The following is a 15,568-nucleotide window of genomic DNA, read 5'->3' as shown; positions in this document are numbered from 1 at the left end:
GCGGCAATCGGTACGCTCAGGGCCTGTGGTGGGTGCAGGCTGGCGTTGGCGCACTGCGTTGGGTGCGGACCTGCGACGCCGGCCATCGAATTCATTTCTTTTTTATGAGCCACAGTGCCTCTGCATACCTGAGCAAGCCCGACGAACTGTTGCTGGACCTGTACGCCAGTGCCGCGCAACCGGCGCGCTGGACCCAGTCGCTGGACAGGCTTTGCCTGTCCACTGGCGCGTGCTCGGCGGTGGTGCAGGCATTCCGCTTCGAGCAGGGGCGCGCGTGCATCCTGTGGTCGGCCCGCGATTCGCGGACCCTGGCCGGGCTGGCCAGGGAGCCCCACGGGCTGGCCGATGGCGACAACCCGCGGCTGAATCTGCACCGGGCGCTGCGCGGGCTGGACCGCGTGGCCGGCGATGAAGTGCTGTTCGACCCCGGGGACGAAGCGCGGCCCCAGCTCGAGCAGCGCCTGGCCATGCTGGGCCTGGGCCGTTTCATCGGCACGTTGCAGGATGTCGGCCGTGGTGTGTACCTGGGCCTGGCGCTGCACCGGTCGGTGCAGGACTCGGGAGATTTCAGCGAGCAGCACGCCCACCGGCTGGCCGATCTGGCGCCGCATTTCGGCCAGGCGTTCCTGCTCACCGAGCAGCTCAACGCGTCGGTGCAGCGTGATGACCGCCTGCGCGAGTTGATGGATGCGCTGCGCTTTGGCATCGTGCTGAGCGACGACGAGGGCCGTGTGCAGTGGGCCAACCGCCAGGCCCTGGCCTTGCTTGGGCCCGAGGCGGCCCTCACGCTGCGCGGCGAATCCCTGCAGGGCCGCAGCACGGTGGAGACGCGCCGGCTGCTGGACCAGCTTGCCAAGGTGCAGAGCGCACCCGGGCAGGAAGTCGGCTACATCCGAATGGGGCAGGGCGCGCAGTCGCTGCACGTGGCCGTGCAGGCCGCGGGCGAACCCGGGGCGCTGATGCTGGTCATCTCGGCGGCCGACCAGACGCTGGACCTGCCGCCCGGCGCGCTGGAAAACCTCTTCGGCCTGACGCCGACCGAGGCCCGCCTGCTCGCGGCCCTGGCGACCGGCAGCTCCGTGGAGGACTACGCCGTGCAGCGCGGCGTGTCGGTGGGCACTGCACGCGTGCAGCTCAAGCAGATACAGGCCAAGACCGGCCAGCATCGCCAGTCCGACCTGGTGCGCCTGGTGCTGTCGTCTGCGGCTGCGCATCTGTCGGGGCCGGACAGGTGGAGGGTTCGCTGAGCTCAGAACGTCCAGGCCGCACGCACGGCGAACTGGGTGCCCTGCGAGCGGTTGCGGGCGCCGAACTCCTTGTAGACATGCGCCCAGACCAGGGGCCAGTCGGAGCCCAGCTCGAAGAAGCTGATGCTGGGGCCGAGCGCCACCACGCGTGAGCGGTTCCCGTCCTGGAAGCGCACGCCATTGACCTTGTCGTCGGTGAGCTGCCTGTACAGGTAGCCGCCCATACCGAACGTCCACGGGCCCACGTGCTGGCCCACGGCGAAGTCATGCTGGTACTCCTTGCCCGAGCGGTACTGCGTGTCCTTGTTCTTGCCGTGCACATTGACCTGGATGTTGGACGACACCTCGAACCCGCCGGGCGTGATGTAGGTGAACGCGAACGTGGGCGACGCCGTCCAGTGGTTGGTGCCTGCGTTGATGATGCGGGTGCGGTCGTACGAGCCGGTGGGCAGCTGCAGCTCCACGCGGGCGTTCATGAACACGCCGGGCGAGGGCGTCCACTTCACGATCACCGGTGCCACCTGCACGTCGCCAATGGCCCGGTTCTCGCCGCTGAGCGCCAGCGGGCCCACTGGCGTGGGCACATTCAGGCGGTTTTGCATGTCCAGGTACGGGACGACGGCCGAGAAGCCGTAGGTGCCGCCGAGCAAGGGCGTGTCCGTCATCTTCACCACGGCTACACCGACGCTGGTCGCCCGGATCTTGATGCCCACGGGCGAAGCATTGCCGTTCGTGTCCTTCAGGCGCGTCGCGCTGTACTGCGCGGCGCGCACCCCCACGGTCGCCACGTCCGATGGTGGGGGCAGCATGCCGGCGCCGAAATCGAACACCCCGATGGGGGTGATCGGGGCGCCGTTCTCGACGGCTTGCGCTGCGCAGGCCAGGCCCAGGATGCCGGCCGTCACCAGGTAATTGCGCGGGCGGATGGATGAAATTTGCATGGAATGCGTCTCGTGGAGGGAGGGTGGGTGGAAGAAAGCGTCTGTCTGTGCCAGAAGGTTAGGCAGGGGGCAGGGCGGCGGCACCTACCAAACGGGATATGCCGCGGTAGGGGTTTCTTCGGGGACCTGCATGCCGGGCGCTCGCCGATATTTCAGGCCCGCACCGTGGTGGCCCCGCGGGGCATGCAAGGAGGATCGTTGGTGAGAAACACGCAGGACGAAAACGGCCCCGTGCCGCCAGGCGAAGCCGGCATGCGCCTGGGGCAGCACCGCGCCGATACCGCGGATGTGCAGGAGCACGCGAGCTCGTTGCCGCAGTGGGCGCTGCAGTACGAGCAGCTCTCGCAAGGCGTTTTCCAGGGACGGGTGGAGCACATCGCGCTGCCCGGCGCGTACATGGTCCGCGAGACCATGAACCGGTCCGTGCGCCAGCGGGGCGAGATCGGGCGGCACATGTATGGATTCGCGATGGTGCTGGAGCCCGATGGCCAGGCCATCTGCAACGGCCAGCGCTTTGGCGCGGGCGCGCTGCTGGTGGGCAGGGGCGATGACCTGGATCTGTGCAACAGCGGCGCGTCGCAGATCGGCGCCTTCTCGGTGGACTGCGATGTGGTCGAGGAACTCTCGCAGCGGATCTTTGACCGCCCCGTGGCCCCGTGGCTCGATCAACAACTGGCGGTCGCCGTGGACCCGGCCGTCGCGCAGGCACTGCGTGCGCAACTCCACCAGGCCTTTGCCGTGGCGCGTGCTGAAGATCAGCCCGCCGCGGGAGCGCCCCAGGGGATGGCGCGGATGCGCGACGAGACGCTGCTGGCGTTTCTGGACTCGCTGCCGCTGCGGGCAGATACCTCGCACCTGAAATCCATCGCCTTGCGCCGGCGCATCGTGCACCGGGCGCGGGAGATGATCATGCAGCGCCCGGACGACCCGCCTTCGCTTCCCGACATCTGCCGCCACGTGGGCGCGAGCCTGCGCAAGCTCAACTATTGCTTTCAGGACATCGTGGGCATGAGCCCTGCGCGCTATCTGCGCGTGCTGCGGCTCAATGCCGTGCGCAGCCAGCTGCGGGCGGGCCACCGCCAGTGCGGCGGCGTTCACGATGCTGCGGCGCGCTGGGGGTTTTGGCACCTGGGGCTGTTCGCCGCGGACTACCGTCGCCAGTTTGGAGAGCTGCCGTCCAGGACGCTGGCCCTGCGACAGGCCGCAGGCACGGCTGGAGGCTGAACGCTCCTGCCGCCGCTTTCGGGTATTCACGCGGCAATGTCGCTGCACAAAGACTGCAAGATGTAACGCAATCCGGCCGCACTTGCGGTGGTTGGCGACCGATAGGGATCCTTTGCGTGTTCTTGGTGCGCTTTAAAACTTGCAAGTCCGCCAGGTTTTGGCACCATTTCGCCATCCACCTTCGTCGCATGCCCGCGTGGGGACCCGCGCGACCATGGCAACACCCCACTTGGAGGAAGCGTAGTGAAGTGCCCCCCTGTTCTGGAGTCAGAAGCCGCACGTCTTCAGGCGCTTTCCGATTACGGGCTTCACAGCGACCGCCCCTTGCCGAGCCTCGATTCCGTGGTGCAGATCGCCGCCAGGGTGTTCGGCATGCCGGTGGCCGCCGTGAACCTCGTGGGCGACGACCATGTGTTCTTTGCCGCCAGCACGGGTTTCGAGGGGCAGCGGGTGGACATGCGGCGAGACGTGTCGTTTTGCGCGCATGCCATCGCCAAGAACGAGGTGCTGGTCGTGCCGGACGCGACCCGCGATGCGCGCTTCTACGACAACCCGCTGGTCACCGGCTTTTCGGGCGTCCGGTTTTACGCCGGCGTGCCGCTGTACTCGCCGGCTGGTTTGCCGCTCGGTGCGCTGTGTGTGCTCGACAGCGTGCCGCATTTCGATTTCTCGGACGATGACCGCGCGCGTCTGTCGGACCTGGCCCAGATGGCCTGCGACCGTCTCGAACTGCGCAGGCTGGAGCACTCCACGGAGCGGGCGCGCCAGCCCTTCGGCGCAGATGCCCGCACCTCGCCCACGGCGGTGGTGTGGTTTGACGAGGGCCTGCGGATCATGGCCTGGAACAGGGCCGCCGCGGCCATCTTCGGGTACACGGCGGCAGACGGCCCGGGCCGGATGGTGCCAAGCTTCATGGCGGAGCGCCACCGCGACGCCGTGGCGCAGCTCGTCGCCCAGGCTGCCGCCGCCGGGACGGCCGATGGCTTGGTGGTGCCCGACGGCTTGCGCGGCGTGCGCCAGGACGGCTCGGAGTTTCCTCTGGGGCTGGCGCTTTTTTGTTGGACCGACCAGGGCAAGCTCACCTTCCATGCGCATCTGCACGACCTGTCGGACAGCCACGCGCATTCTGCCGAGCTTCGCAGGCTGGCCACCACCGACCTGCTCACAGCACTGGCCAACCGCGCGAGCCTGTATCGGCGCATGGAAGAAGCGATGGCCGGGCCTGCGGGGGCCTGCCTGCTGATCATCGATATCGATGGCTTCAAGGAGGTGAACGACGCGCTGGGGCCTGCGGTGGGCGATGCCGTCCTGCGCGAGGCCGCCCGCCGGCTGGTCGAGTGCGCCCCTTCCCTGGCCACGGTGGCGCGCACCGGTGGGGATGAATTTGCGGTGCTCATTCCCGGGTGCACCAGCCGCGCGGAGTCGACCGCGGTCGCCCGAAACATGGTCGAGAGCCTGGCCGACCCGGTCAGTGTGAACGGGCAGGAGATTCTCATCACGGCGGGCTGCGGCCTGGCCACGTCGCCCCACGACGCGCACGAGGCGCTGGAGCTGTTCAGCAATGCGGACCTCGCGCTGTTCAAAGCCAAGAGCCACGGGCGCGGACAGGTGTTCGCGTACGTGGCGGACCTGCGCATGGAGGCCGCGGCCCGCAGGCTCTACAGCATCGAGCTGCACCGCGCCGTCAGCGAGGGCGAGTTCGTGTTGTTCTACCAGCCGCAGATCAGGCTGAGCGACGGTGCGCTGCGCGGCGCGGAGGCGCTGATCCGTTGGCAACATCCGCAGCGGGGCCTGTTGTCGCCAGCGGCCTTTCTGCCCGCGCTCGAGAGCGGCCCGCTGGCCGCGGTGGTGGGCTTCTGGGTGCTGGACGAGGCGTGCGCGCAAGCGGCACGCTGGCGCCGCAGCGGTGCCAGCGACTTTCGCATGGGGGTGAATCTGTTCAGCGCCCAGTTCAGGGTGAACGACATGGTGGCGGAGGTGGCCGCTGCGCTGCAAAGACATGGTGTGCCGCCGCAGGCCCTGGAGCTCGAGATCACCGAGAACATCGTGCTGGACGATGACGACTTGGTGCTGGGGGTGCTGCACCAGCTTCGCGATATGGGGGTGGGCATTGCGTTCGACGACTTCGGCACCGGGTACGCATCGCTGAGCCTGCTCAAGAAGTACCCGCTGAGCCGCCTGAAGATCGACCGGTCATTCGTGCAGAACACGCCGGAGTCTGCGCGTGACACTGCAGTGGTGCGCGCCGTCCAGGACATGGCCCGCAGCTTCAACCTGGAGACGGTGGCAGAAGGCATCGAGACCGCCGCGCAGCGCGACTATCTGCAACGCATCGGCTGTGAGGAGGGGCAGGGCTACCTTTTCAGCCGACCGGTGTCTGCCTACGAGTTTTCAGAGGCGTTCCATCTGCATACCCCGCAAGTGATGGCGCAAAGGGCGTGAAAGCGGGCGCGGTGAGTTCCGGTCTGGCGCAGGCATCGGCCAGTACCGCCTGGCTGCAATGGCCCATCTTCACCGCAGAAGAAAACAAAAAGCCCAACAGCCCGCATATGCGGAGTGTTGGGCTTCTGGGCTGTGGTCCTCAGTGCCGTGCAGCTGCGCAGCTGCTCTTCTTGAGGCTCATCTTCAAGCCGCGGCGAGGTGTTCGTCCATCAGCTCCTGCTTGCGGGCCTCGACCTCGTCGCGCATCGCCACCAGGTCCAGCTTCTTGGCCGCGCGGGCTTTCGGGAACATCTCGTTGCGCTCTTCCTTCACATGGTGGTCGATGTATTCACCCAGCACCTTCACCTTGGCGTTGAACTCTTCGTCCGCCGTCTCGGCCGCTTCGATCTGGGCAATCAAGTCCTTGGCGGTCTGGTGCTCCACTTCCGCTTCGGCGATCAGGTCGGTTTCCTTGATGGCATTGCGCACTGCGGGGTAGAAGATTTCTTCTTCCACCTGGGCATGTACCGTCAGCTCCATGCAAATCTGGCGCGCGAGGTCCAGGCGCGACTGGGCGGCGCTGCGCGCCTTGGATTCGGTCAGTGCATCGAAATCCTTGAACATCTTCTTGACGGCCTTGTGGTCGGCATCAAGCAGATCGCACACGTCTTTCTGGCGTTGGCTGGTAGGCATGGGGAAAACTCCTGTGGGGTTGATATGGATATGCAACACCCATGTTCAGGATGCGGCGCAGGCGCTTTTGTAGGCGCACACCCTTGCTTTCCGTCATCACCCCGGATGCGCACCGCTGCAGGCGCGCCTGCATGGCAGGCGATGCCAGTCGCCACCTTGCGATCTACGCTTCAGTTGTCGCGCCATCTGCCGATAACCCTCAGATAACAGCGGAGGAGAAGCATCGAAGATGAGCACTGTAGGCCTTGCCACTCCCTCTGCGGCCGTGCCCGTGCCTGTGCGCAGCTCCATGGCCGCGCCGTCGGTGTCGGTGGCGTCCCCGTCGCCTGCCGCCGGCGGGCCCGATGCCTCCGCCCGGTCCGTGCCCGTCACGTCGTACACGCCGGGCAGCGCAACGGCTGCCTACACCGCCAGCACGGCGGGGGGCGATCAGCGCTTCCTGCATGTCACGCAGATGCCGGGCAGCCTGGAGACGGCGCAAGCCACCTATGAAGCACTCCTGAACGTACAGACCCGCGGCGGTCAGATGCAGGTCTGGGAACAGGCGCCCGATGATGCGCTGGCCGAGATCATGGGCCGCAACGCCAGTGGAACGACGCAGCAAAGGCGGCTGGCGGGTGTGGGGAGCGCATTGCTGGAACAGGTGGCCAGCACGGGGGCAGGGTACCGCCAGACCATCATGAACATCGGTGCGGCCTACTCGCCCGGCCAGATCCAGCGCAAGGCCGCCGATGCGCTGTGGGCCTTCCAAAGCAGGCCCAGCGCCAGTGCGGAGCTGTCCATCGAGACCGCCTCGGGCGCGAAAGTGCGTTTGTCCATCACGGACCAGAAGGAATACAGCCCCACCGGGTCCGGGATGTCGGTCTCCATCGAAGTGGACGGTGAACTCACCGCGCAGGAGCGCGATGCGCTCAAGGCCCTGGCGGCAGGGTTCGACGCAGCCGTGCAGGGCCTGGCAGGCGACGAGCCGCGGCTCGACCTGGAAAAACTGCTCCAGTTCGACAGCAAGGCGCTCGGGCGCGTGGAGCTCAAGTTCGAGCGCTACGGCTTCGACAACGAAGGCAAGCGGGTGCTGGAACTGGGCGCCGACCTGCGGCTCGATGCCAGCCGCCGCGAGGTCGAGGTCAAGACGCGCGAAGGCGTGGTGGCGATGAACACCGACCTCCGGCAGCCTGCGCAGTGGGGCAGTGCTGCCCAGAAGGACAGGGCGGTGGCGCAGTACCTGGGCCGCATCGATCAGGCCGCAGAGCGTGGCCGGGCCAACCCTGGCCTGGTGGAGCTGTTCAAGTCCACCTTCTCTGCCATGCACGCGAGCTACCCCAGCGAGGGCCGTGACAGCAGCCGCCTGGGCATCAGTCCGGGCGCGCTGCCGCTGCGCAGCGATGCGCAAGCGTTCAGTGCCGAGGACCAGAGCCTCATGACGGGGTTGGCAGACTTTCATGCCAGCATCGCGGCCACCACGCGCGCCACCAACCCGCGGCGCACCCAGGAGCGGGATCAATTTCAGTACACGCTGAACCAGTCCACCGACATTGCCGGAACCTCGCGCGGCACCCGCGCCGTCACACAGACGCAAACGTCCAAGCTCTCGGCCGCATACCACCAGTCGCTGTTGAGCTCGGCCGCGCCCAAGTTCAACTCCACCGCCGCGTCGCAGAACTACTACTACAACACGGTGGAGGACAGCAGCACCACCGAGATGCGGCTGGCCTATGACGATGACGAGCCCACGCGAGCCACGCTGACCCACCAGGCATCGCAATCGCTGCACAGCCTCAAGGTCGAAAACAACCAGGTGGTGGGCAGCCAGACCACGCCAGGCCAGCAGTCGAGCTACAAGGACCTGCTGCCCCTGATCAAGGAGCTGAAGCGCCAGCAGCGCGACCAGGAAGCGTCCGAACGCGATCGGCAGGACACGCTCGACGCCTTGCACACCCTGGTGCTGCAGGTCTCCGGCGCCTGACGCGCCCAGGCGAGCGGCACTGCAGCGCGTCAGGTCAGCCGCGGCCGACGAAAGGCATCTTGGTGGCCATCACCGTGTGGAACAGCACGTTCGCTTCGAGCGGCAGGTTGGCCATGTACAGCACGGACTGGGCGACGATGTCCACATCCATCAGTGGCTCCACCGCGATGTCGCCGTTGGCCTGCGGAACGCCCTTGGCCATGCGCGACGCCAGGTCCGTCATGGCGTTGCCGATATCGATCTGGCCCACCGCGATGTTGTACTGGCGACCGTCGAGCGACGCTGTCTTGGTCAGGCCCATGACGGCGTGCTTGGTGGAGGTGTAGGCGGCCGAGTTGGGCCGGGGCGTGTGGGCAGAGATCGATCCGTTGTTGATGACCCTGCCCCCCTGCGGGGCCTGGTCGCGCATGACGCGAAAGGCCTGCTGCAGGCAATAGAACATGCCGTTCAGGTTCACGTCCACCACATCGCGCCACTGCTGTGGCGTCCAGTCGAGAAACGACCCCGGCGGGTTGCCGCGTCCGGCGTTGTTGAACAGCAGATCCACGCGGCCGAATCGGGCCACCGTTTGCGCGAAGAGCTGCTCCACGGCCGCAGGGTCGGCCACATCGGTGGGCACGCACAGCATCCGCTCGTCCGCGCCGGACAGAGCCTGGGCCTGTGCCGCCACCTCATCGAGCAACGCGCTGCGCCGCCCGGCAAGGACCACGCTGTACCCATCGCTCGCCAGGGCGAGCGCCACGGCCTTGCCGACTCCGGAACCTGCGCCCGTGACGACGGCGACTCTCTGCTGCTTCATGTGGAATGCTCCTTGATGGCGTGCTCGGCGGACCCCGGAATGTGCAGGGCGGGCCGGCGGCTGGTGAGCCGTCATTGTGCGTGATCGGGTCTCGCCTTCAGCAGCGGCACGGGTTTGCCATCTGAAGGGCACGCACTCCCGCAGGATGCACCTGCGCGCGCTGCGCAGGCGCGGCGGGCTGGTGTTGGCGATGAAGTGCCGGTGCTTGGGCGGTGGCTCCACCGCCGCGGCCCGACTCATTCGATCTTGATGCCGGCGGTCTTCACGATCTGGCCGTACCGCACGTACTCTGCGGTCACCTGGCGCTGGAACTGCTGCTGCGGGTAGCCCGTGGCGTCGATACCCTGGGCGGCCAATTCAGCGCGCGCCGCGGGGGTCTGCACGATGCGCCCCACGTCCGCGGCAATGGTGTCCAGCACCGGCTGCGGTGTGTTGGCAGGCGCAAAAAGGCCAAACCAAGTGCCTGAGCCGTAGCCCGCATAGGTCTCCGCAATGGCGGGCACGTCCGGCAGCAGGGCGTTGCGCTTGTCGCCGGTGGTGCCCAGTGGCGTCAGCCTGCCGCTGCGGATGTGCGGCAGTGCGGGGCCCAGGGCGATGAACATCACTTCGACCTGGCCGGCAATCACGTCCTGCAGGCCCATGGGGCCGCCGCGGTAGGGGATGTGCGTGGCGAAGAAGCCGGCCTGCTGCTTGAGCATCTCCATGCTGAACTGCAGGGCGCTGCCGTTGCCGGCCGAGGCGTAGCTGTAGCGGCCCGGCTGGGCTTTGGCGGCGCGCACGAAGTCGCCCAGGCTGCGAAACCCCGTCTTGGGGTGGGCCACCAGCACGAAGTCCACATGGCCGAGCGAGACCACCGGCACCAGGTCGCGCTGCGCGTTGTAGGGCAGGTTGCTCTGCAGGTTGAGCAGGATGGTGATGGGGCCGTCACCACCCACCAGCAGGGTGTGGCCGTCCGCCGGTGCCTTGGCCAGCGCATCGGCCGCCACGATGCCGCCGGCGGCGCCGCGGTTGTCCACCACCACCGCGTGCTTCCATTGCTCGGACAGGCGCTGGGACAGGTAGCGCGCCAGCACGTCGGGCGCACTGCCGGGCGAGTTGTGCACGGTGACGCGCACCGTCTTGGTGGGGAAGGGCGTGGCGGGCGCTGGCTGCGCCAGCGCGGCACAGCTTGCCCACGCGGCGAGCCACAACACGACGAGGGACTTGAAAGGGGCTGCGGCGGCGTGCATGGTGATGGCGGTCGTGGACAGGAGCGGTGGAGGCGCGATTGTCTGGCCCTGCTGCTCTCAGGAGAACGACCGATTTGTCACATGCTTAGCTGCAAAGCGCCATATGGGCGGCGCCGCCCACCCTGGCCGCGCAAAGAAAAAACCGCCCGAGGCCGAAGCCTGAGGCGGTTGTGCCGAAGCGGCGGGGCCTGCTTACTTGGCCGCCTTGCGCTTGGCGGCCTTGGGATCGACGGCGGCCTTGAACTTGGCACCAGCGACGAACTTGGGCACGGTAGTGGCAGGGATCTTCAGGGCGGCGCCCGTGGAGGGGTTCTTGCCTGTGCGGGCGGCCCGCTTGGCGGACTTGAAGGTGCCAAAGCCCACCAGCTGGACGGTGTCGCCCTTCTTGACGGCCGTCTGCACGGTCTCGATCAGCGTCTCCAGCACGGCGTTGGCCGCAACCTTGGACAGATCATTCTTGGAAGCCAGGATATCAACGAGTTCTGCGCGGTTCATGGATGCTTTCACACAAAGATGGATGAGGTGCGCTATTTATAGCGCAAGCGCTGCCCGCCGGGCGCACTTGTTCTGCGCATATGCAAAGTCGGCGACGCTGGACGTCTATTTTTTCACAACGCCTGCGTCCGGCCAAGGGTCAGGCGGCGGCATCAGGCGGCGGCGTAAGGTGGCCGAGTCAGGCAGCGGCGCCCGGATGTCCGACAGAAACTGCCGCGCGCGCGGGTGCTGCGGGCTGTCGAAGAACGCCTGGGGGCTGGCGCGCTCCAGCACGCGCCCCGCGTCCATGAACCAGATGCGGTCGGCCACCTCGCGCGCAAAGCCCATTTCGTGCGTGACGCACACCATGGTCATGCCGTCGCGCGCCAGGTCGCGCATCACCGACAGCACCTCGCCCACCATCTCGGGGTCGAGCGCGCTCGTGGGCTCGTCGAACAGCATGATGCGGGGCTCCATGGTGAGCGCGCGGGCAATGGCCACCCGCTGCTGCTGGCCGCCCGACAGCTCGGCGGCGTGGGCGTCGGCCTTGTGCGCCAGGCCCACGCGGTCCAGCAGGGCCAGCGCGCGCTGGCGGGCCTGGTCTGGCGACCCCTTGCGAAGATGCAGCGGTGCCAGCGTGCAGTTGTCCAGCGCGGTCAGGTGCGGGAACAGGTTGAACTGCTGGAAGACGAAGCCGATGCCTGCGCGCAGCACATTCAGGTTCAGCTTGGGGGCGTGGATGTCCTGCCCGTCGACGGTGATGCGGCCTTTGTCGATGGGCTCCAGCCGGTTGATGGTGCGGATCAGCGTGGACTTGCCCGAGCCCGACGGCCCGCACACGACCACGACTTCGCCGGCGGCGACGGTCTCGGTGATGTCTGCAAGCGCGTGGTAGTCGCCATACCACTTGTTGACGTTGTCGAAGGTGATCATGGTGCGGCCCCCGCGGCGGGGGCGTGGAGAGGCATTGGGCGCGCAGGGCGCAGCGCAAGCCGTTGCTCCAGCCAGACCGCGAAGCGCGTCAGGCCGAAACACAGCACGAAATAGGTGAACCCCAGCACCAGGTAGACCTGCGTGGGCAGCGTGAACACGAGCGTGTTGATCTGCGAGGCGATGAACGACACCTCGGCCAAGCCGATGATGTAGCCCAGCGACGTGGCCTTGATGGTGGAGACGAACTGGTTGACCAGAGACGGCAGCATGTTGCGCAGTGCCTGGGGCAGCACCACCAGGCGCATGGACGCCAGGTACGGCAGGCCCAGGGAGCGCGCGCATTCCATCTGCCCCCGGGGCAGGCCGCGGATGCCGGCGCGCACGATCTCCGCCAGGTAGGCGGCGTCGAACACCACCAGCGCGATCAGCATGGTGGTGAACTGGCCGGTCTTGTGCCCGGTGATGCTGGGCAGGAAGAAGTAGGCCCAGAAGATCACCATCAACAGCGGCGTGCCGCGCACCACGAACACCAGCGCGCTCACGGGCCATCGCAGCCAGGCCCAGGGGCTGACCCGGGCCAGGCCGAGCAGCAGGCCTGCGGGGATGGCCAGCAGCAGGGCGCACGACGCCAGGAGCAGCGTCAGCGCCAGGCCGCCCAGCGGCCCGTCGGGGTACTGGCCGATGAGGAAGAAGAGCCAGTAGGCATCGAGCATCTCGAGAAAACTCATGGTGGCGTGCCTCCTGTCATGCCGCGCGTGGCGGGTACCGGTGCTGGTACCACGCCGCCAAGGAGGTGATGGCCAGCGAGACGCCGAGGTAGCTGACCGTGGCGAAGGTGAACGCTTCGAAGCTCTTGAAGGTCGCGCTCTCGACCTTGGCGGCCTGGTACATGAGCTCGGCCGTGCCGATCACGGTGGCGATGCTGGTGTCCTTCCACAGGTTGAGGGTTTGCGACACCAGCGGCGGCACGCTGGTGCGCACGGCCTGCGGCAGCACCACGAGCCGCATGGCGGCGACGAACCCCAGGCCCAGCGCACGGGCGGCCTCCAGCTGCACCGTGGGCACGGACCGGATGCCGCTGCGGATGTCCTCGGCCATGAAGGCCCCGGCATACAGGCTGAGCGACACCACGGCCGCGATGGCCTCGATGTTGTGCTGGTAGAGCCATTCTCTGGCGGACTCCGGAAGGAGTTCGGGCGCACCGAAGTACCAGAACAGCATGTGCGCGAGCAGCGGGATGTTGCGCTGCGACTCCACGAACAGAAAGCCGGTCCAGCGCAAAGGCGCCAGCGGCGCCAGGCGCAGCACGGCCACCAGCAGGCCCAGCAGCAGGGCCAGCGGCAGCGTGACGGCCAGCAGGGTCAGCGACAGGCGCAGGCCTGCCCAGAGCATGGCGTGGTAGGGGCCCGCGAGCAGCAGCGAAAAATCGAAAGTGGGCATACAACAAAAAGCGGCGGCCTGCCTCTGTGTGAAAAGGCAGGCCGTCCTTTGGGCCTTCAGCGCTCAGCGATCAGCGATCAGGGGACCAGCGTGCAGCGCTCAGCCGTCCACCTTGTCCGATTCGAAGCGGAAGGTGCGCTTGGCGAACTTGAGCTTGCTCTGGGCGCCCCACCACTTTTCGTACAGCTTCTCGGCGTCGCCCGAGGCTTCAAGGCCGCGCAGCGTGTCGTCGATGGCCTTCTTCAGCGCGGGTTCACCCTTGCGGATGCCCAGGGCCAGCGGCTCGACGTTCAGGTTCTGCGGAAGGATCAGGTAGTCGCCGCCCTTGGCGCCCAGCTTGGCCACGTCGTTGTACAGCGACGACTCGTCATTGACGTAGGCAATGCCCTTGCCCTGCTGCAGCGCCTGGAAGGCCTGCTGGGTGTTCTCGAAGGTCACGACCTCGGCGGTCGGCACGGCGCGCAGCAGGTTGGGCTCTTGCGTGCCGCCCTTCACCGTCAGCACCTTCTTGCCCGCCAGGTCGGCCACGTTCTGGATGCCGCTGCTCTTCTTGACCAGCACCTTGGAGCCGGTGACGAAGTGGGTCAGGCCGAAGTCGATCTGCGCCTCGCGCTCCTTGTTGTGCGTGAGGGATGCGGCCAGCACGTCCACATGGCCCTGCTGCAGCTCGGGGATGCGAGCGGCCACGGCCAACTGCTTGAACACGGGTTTGACGCCCAGCTTCTTGGCCACCGCGGTGGCGATGTCGATCTCGTAGCCGATGAAGCCGCGGGTCTTGGGGTCCACGAAGCTGTTGGGCTCGTCGGTGCCCAGAACGCCGAAGACGATCTCACCCTTCTTCTTGATGTCGTCCAGTTGGTCGGCCTTGGCGGCAATGCCCACGAGCGCCAGCGCGGTGGCCGCAATGAAACCGGTGAGGGATGAGAATTTCAGTCGCATGGTGTGATGAGTGAAGGATGTCTGGTGGATAGGGCGCTGGCCTGCACAAATGCCCTTGCAGGCGGACAAGGCGCAGCGCCAGCGAGAGCCGCGACGATAGGCGCGCGCCCCGACCCGGCCAACGAAGGAAAGCGCATATCCAAATCCGTTCAATGAGCGGCATGCAGCGGCGCGGCTGCGTTACCTTGCGAGCGAGTGCGCAGCTTTTGCCCGGCTGCACATCCACCGTGACGCGATTCCTTTGGATGTTTATTTCATAAACAAGCAACAAATCATTCGTTCCGTGTGGAACAAAGCATCCCTACAGTCGGCAGCTCCCATGCACCAGCCCCTGCGAACTGAGCGCGAGAGCCCCCAATGACTGCCACTGCCACCCGTTCTCCTGCCCCCGTACAGAACTTCGAGATACGGCCCTTCGATGCGCCCGTGGGCGCTGAAGTCGTGGGCCTCGATATCTCGCGGCCCCTCAGCGACAGCGAGTTCGCCCGCATCCACCAGGCGCACCTGGACCACCATGTGCTGGTGTTCCGCGACCAGCAGGTGTCGCCTGCAGCCCATGTGGATTTCAGCCGACGTTTCGGCCCGCTGGAGATCCATGTGCTGCACCAGTTCCAACTGAAGGGGCAGCCCGAGATCCTCATCGTCTCCAACATCAAGGACAACGGCGAGCCCATCGGCCTGGGCGATGCGGGCGTGTACTGGCACTCCGACATTTCGTACAAGCCGCATCCCAGCCTGGGGTCCTTGCTACACGCACAGGAGCTGCCCAGCGAGGGCGGCGACACGCTGTTCGCCGACCAGCACCTGGCCTGGGAAGCGCTCAGCCCCGAACTGCAGCAGCGCATCCTGCCGCTCAAGGCCGAGCACAGCTACCTGGCCAAATACGAAGACCTGCGCGCCAAGAACCCCTGGCGCCCGAAGCTCTCACAGGCGCAGATCGACCAAGTCTCGCCCGCCGTGCAGCCCGTGGTGCGCACGCATCCCGAGACCGGCCGCAAGGCGCTGTTCGTCAGCGAGCACTTCACCACGCGCATCGTCGGCCTGCCGCAGGCAGAGAGCGATGCGCTGCTGGCCGAACTGTTCGCGCACAGCGTCAAGCCCGAGTTCATCTACCGCCACCACTGGCAGCCGCACGACCTCGTCTTCTGGGACAACCGCTCGCTGATGCACCTGGCCGCCGGCACGCCCGACCACCTGCGCCGCAAGCTCTACCGCACCACGATTCAGGGCGATGCACCGTTCTGACCACCATCCTCCAGAGAGAA

The 15,568-nt window shown here is 66.9% G+C and carries 13 protein-coding genes and 1 pseudogene; 5 read left to right on the top strand and 9 right to left on the bottom strand.

All coding sequences use genetic code 11. From position 1 onward, the window contains the following. Positions 1 to 104: 104 nt before the first annotated feature. On the top strand, positions 105 to 1,247 hold the full coding sequence (locus ACIGHN_RS03605) for a helix-turn-helix transcriptional regulator (protein WP_056417359.1): 1,143 nt from the start codon (positions 105 to 107) through the stop codon (positions 1,245 to 1,247). Positions 1,248 to 1,249: 2 nt separating this feature from the next. Here ACIGHN_RS03605 and ACIGHN_RS03600 read toward each other — a convergent pair whose 3' ends face one another. Beyond that, complete coding sequence (locus ACIGHN_RS03600) at positions 1,250 to 2,188, bottom strand: transporter (RefSeq protein ID WP_396503293.1); 939 nt, start codon at positions 2,186 to 2,188, stop codon at positions 1,250 to 1,252. Between the two features lie 201 nt (positions 2,189 to 2,389). On the opposite strand from ACIGHN_RS03600, the gene ACIGHN_RS03595 reads away from it, so the two are divergent. Continuing rightward, on the top strand, positions 2,390 to 3,412 hold the full coding sequence (locus ACIGHN_RS03595) for a helix-turn-helix domain-containing protein (RefSeq protein ID WP_396503292.1): 1,023 nt from the start codon (positions 2,390 to 2,392) through the stop codon (positions 3,410 to 3,412). A gap of 324 nt (positions 3,413 to 3,736) precedes the next feature. After that, complete coding sequence (locus tag ACIGHN_RS03590) at positions 3,737 to 5,854, top strand: putative bifunctional diguanylate cyclase/phosphodiesterase (protein ID WP_396503291.1); 2,118 nt, start codon at positions 3,737 to 3,739, stop codon at positions 5,852 to 5,854. A 183-nt stretch (positions 5,855 to 6,037) separates the two neighbouring features. Here ACIGHN_RS03590 and ACIGHN_RS03585 read toward each other — a convergent pair whose 3' ends face one another. After that, positions 6,038 to 6,526 carry a hemerythrin domain-containing protein gene (locus tag ACIGHN_RS03585; protein WP_056417371.1) on the bottom strand — a complete coding sequence of 163 codons (489 nt, stop codon included), beginning with the start codon at positions 6,524 to 6,526 and terminating at the stop codon, positions 6,038 to 6,040. A gap of 229 nt (positions 6,527 to 6,755) precedes the next feature. On the opposite strand from ACIGHN_RS03585, the gene ACIGHN_RS03580 reads away from it, so the two are divergent. Next, positions 6,756 to 8,489, top strand: coding sequence for a hypothetical protein (locus ACIGHN_RS03580; RefSeq protein ID WP_396503290.1), 1,734 nt, complete (start codon positions 6,756 to 6,758; stop codon positions 8,487 to 8,489). Positions 8,490 to 8,523: 34 nt separating this feature from the next. Here the strand turns inward: ACIGHN_RS03580 and ACIGHN_RS03575 are convergent, their stop codons facing one another. The 7 genes and pseudogenes from ACIGHN_RS03575 to ACIGHN_RS03545 form a co-directional block, all read right to left on the bottom strand. Beyond that, positions 8,524 to 9,288, bottom strand: coding sequence for an SDR family oxidoreductase (locus ACIGHN_RS03575; protein WP_396503289.1), 765 nt, complete (start codon positions 9,286 to 9,288; stop codon positions 8,524 to 8,526). A 236-nt stretch (positions 9,289 to 9,524) separates the two neighbouring features. Further along, positions 9,525 to 10,517, bottom strand: a complete 993-nt coding sequence (locus ACIGHN_RS03570) for a Bug family tripartite tricarboxylate transporter substrate binding protein (protein ID WP_396503288.1) — start codon at positions 10,515 to 10,517, stop codon at positions 9,525 to 9,527. 192 nt (positions 10,518 to 10,709) lie between these two features. Next, positions 10,710 to 11,024, bottom strand: a complete 315-nt coding sequence (locus ACIGHN_RS03565) for an HU family DNA-binding protein (protein ID WP_369817143.1) — start codon at positions 11,022 to 11,024, stop codon at positions 10,710 to 10,712. Positions 11,025 to 11,198: 174 nt separating this feature from the next. Continuing rightward, positions 11,199 to 11,924 (bottom strand): annotated as a pseudogene (locus tag ACIGHN_RS03560) (amino acid ABC transporter ATP-binding protein); the annotation flags it as partial. Next, the gene (locus ACIGHN_RS03555; RefSeq protein WP_396503287.1) at positions 11,921 to 12,652 is read right to left on the bottom strand and encodes an amino acid ABC transporter permease; all 732 of its coding nucleotides are present in this window, start codon (positions 12,650 to 12,652) and stop codon (positions 11,921 to 11,923) included. The gene ACIGHN_RS03555 and the pseudogene ACIGHN_RS03560, both read right to left, overlap by 4 nt. 16 nt (positions 12,653 to 12,668) lie before the next feature. After that, a complete protein-coding gene (locus tag ACIGHN_RS03550) occupies positions 12,669 to 13,364 on the bottom strand; it encodes an amino acid ABC transporter permease (RefSeq protein WP_396503286.1) in 696 nt (231 codons plus the stop codon). Between the two features lie 99 nt (positions 13,365 to 13,463). Beyond that, positions 13,464 to 14,303, bottom strand: a complete 840-nt coding sequence (locus ACIGHN_RS03545) for an ABC transporter substrate-binding protein (RefSeq protein WP_396503285.1) — start codon at positions 14,301 to 14,303, stop codon at positions 13,464 to 13,466. 357 nt (positions 14,304 to 14,660) lie between these two features. On the opposite strand from ACIGHN_RS03545, the gene ACIGHN_RS03540 reads away from it, so the two are divergent. Beyond that, positions 14,661 to 15,548: a TauD/TfdA dioxygenase family protein gene (locus tag ACIGHN_RS03540; protein ID WP_396503284.1), complete on the top strand. Its 888-nt coding sequence runs from the start codon at positions 14,661 to 14,663 to the stop codon at positions 15,546 to 15,548. Positions 15,549 to 15,568 lie beyond the last annotated feature (20 nt).

Origin of the sequence: Acidovorax sp. NPDC077693 (genome assembly GCF_044542805.1) — a bacterium.
In the GTDB taxonomy this organism is placed as follows: domain Bacteria; phylum Pseudomonadota; class Gammaproteobacteria; order Burkholderiales; family Burkholderiaceae_C; genus Acidovorax.
The sequence above is the reverse complement of the archived record's forward strand: the minus strand, read 5'-3'. Positions and strand labels throughout refer to the sequence as shown.

Bases quoted from the DNA above. Each gene is read 5' to 3' on its own strand.
- ACIGHN_RS03605 (WP_056417359.1), top strand. From the start codon at position 105: ATGAGCCACAGTGCCTCTGCATACCTGAGCAAGCCCGACGAACTGTTG.
- ACIGHN_RS03600 (WP_396503293.1), bottom strand. From the start codon at position 2,188: ATGCAAATTTCATCCATCCGCCCGCGCAATTACCTGGTGACGGCCGGC.
- ACIGHN_RS03585 (WP_056417371.1), bottom strand. From the start codon at position 6,526: ATGCCTACCAGCCAACGCCAGAAAGACGTGTGCGATCTGCTTGATGCC.
- ACIGHN_RS03580 (WP_396503290.1), top strand. From the start codon at position 6,756: ATGAGCACTGTAGGCCTTGCCACTCCCTCTGCGGCCGTGCCCGTGCCT.
- ACIGHN_RS03575 (WP_396503289.1), bottom strand. From the start codon at position 9,288: ATGAAGCAGCAGAGAGTCGCCGTCGTCACGGGCGCAGGTTCCGGAGTC.
- ACIGHN_RS03570 (WP_396503288.1), bottom strand. From the start codon at position 10,517: ATGCACGCCGCCGCAGCCCCTTTCAAGTCCCTCGTCGTGTTGTGGCTC.
- ACIGHN_RS03555 (WP_396503287.1), bottom strand. From the start codon at position 12,652: ATGAGTTTTCTCGAGATGCTCGATGCCTACTGGCTCTTCTTCCTCATC.
- ACIGHN_RS03550 (WP_396503286.1), bottom strand. From the start codon at position 13,364: ATGCCCACTTTCGATTTTTCGCTGCTGCTCGCGGGCCCCTACCACGCC.
- ACIGHN_RS03545 (WP_396503285.1), bottom strand. From the start codon at position 14,303: ATGCGACTGAAATTCTCATCCCTCACCGGTTTCATTGCGGCCACCGCG.
- ACIGHN_RS03540 (WP_396503284.1), top strand. From the start codon at position 14,661: ATGACTGCCACTGCCACCCGTTCTCCTGCCCCCGTACAGAACTTCGAG.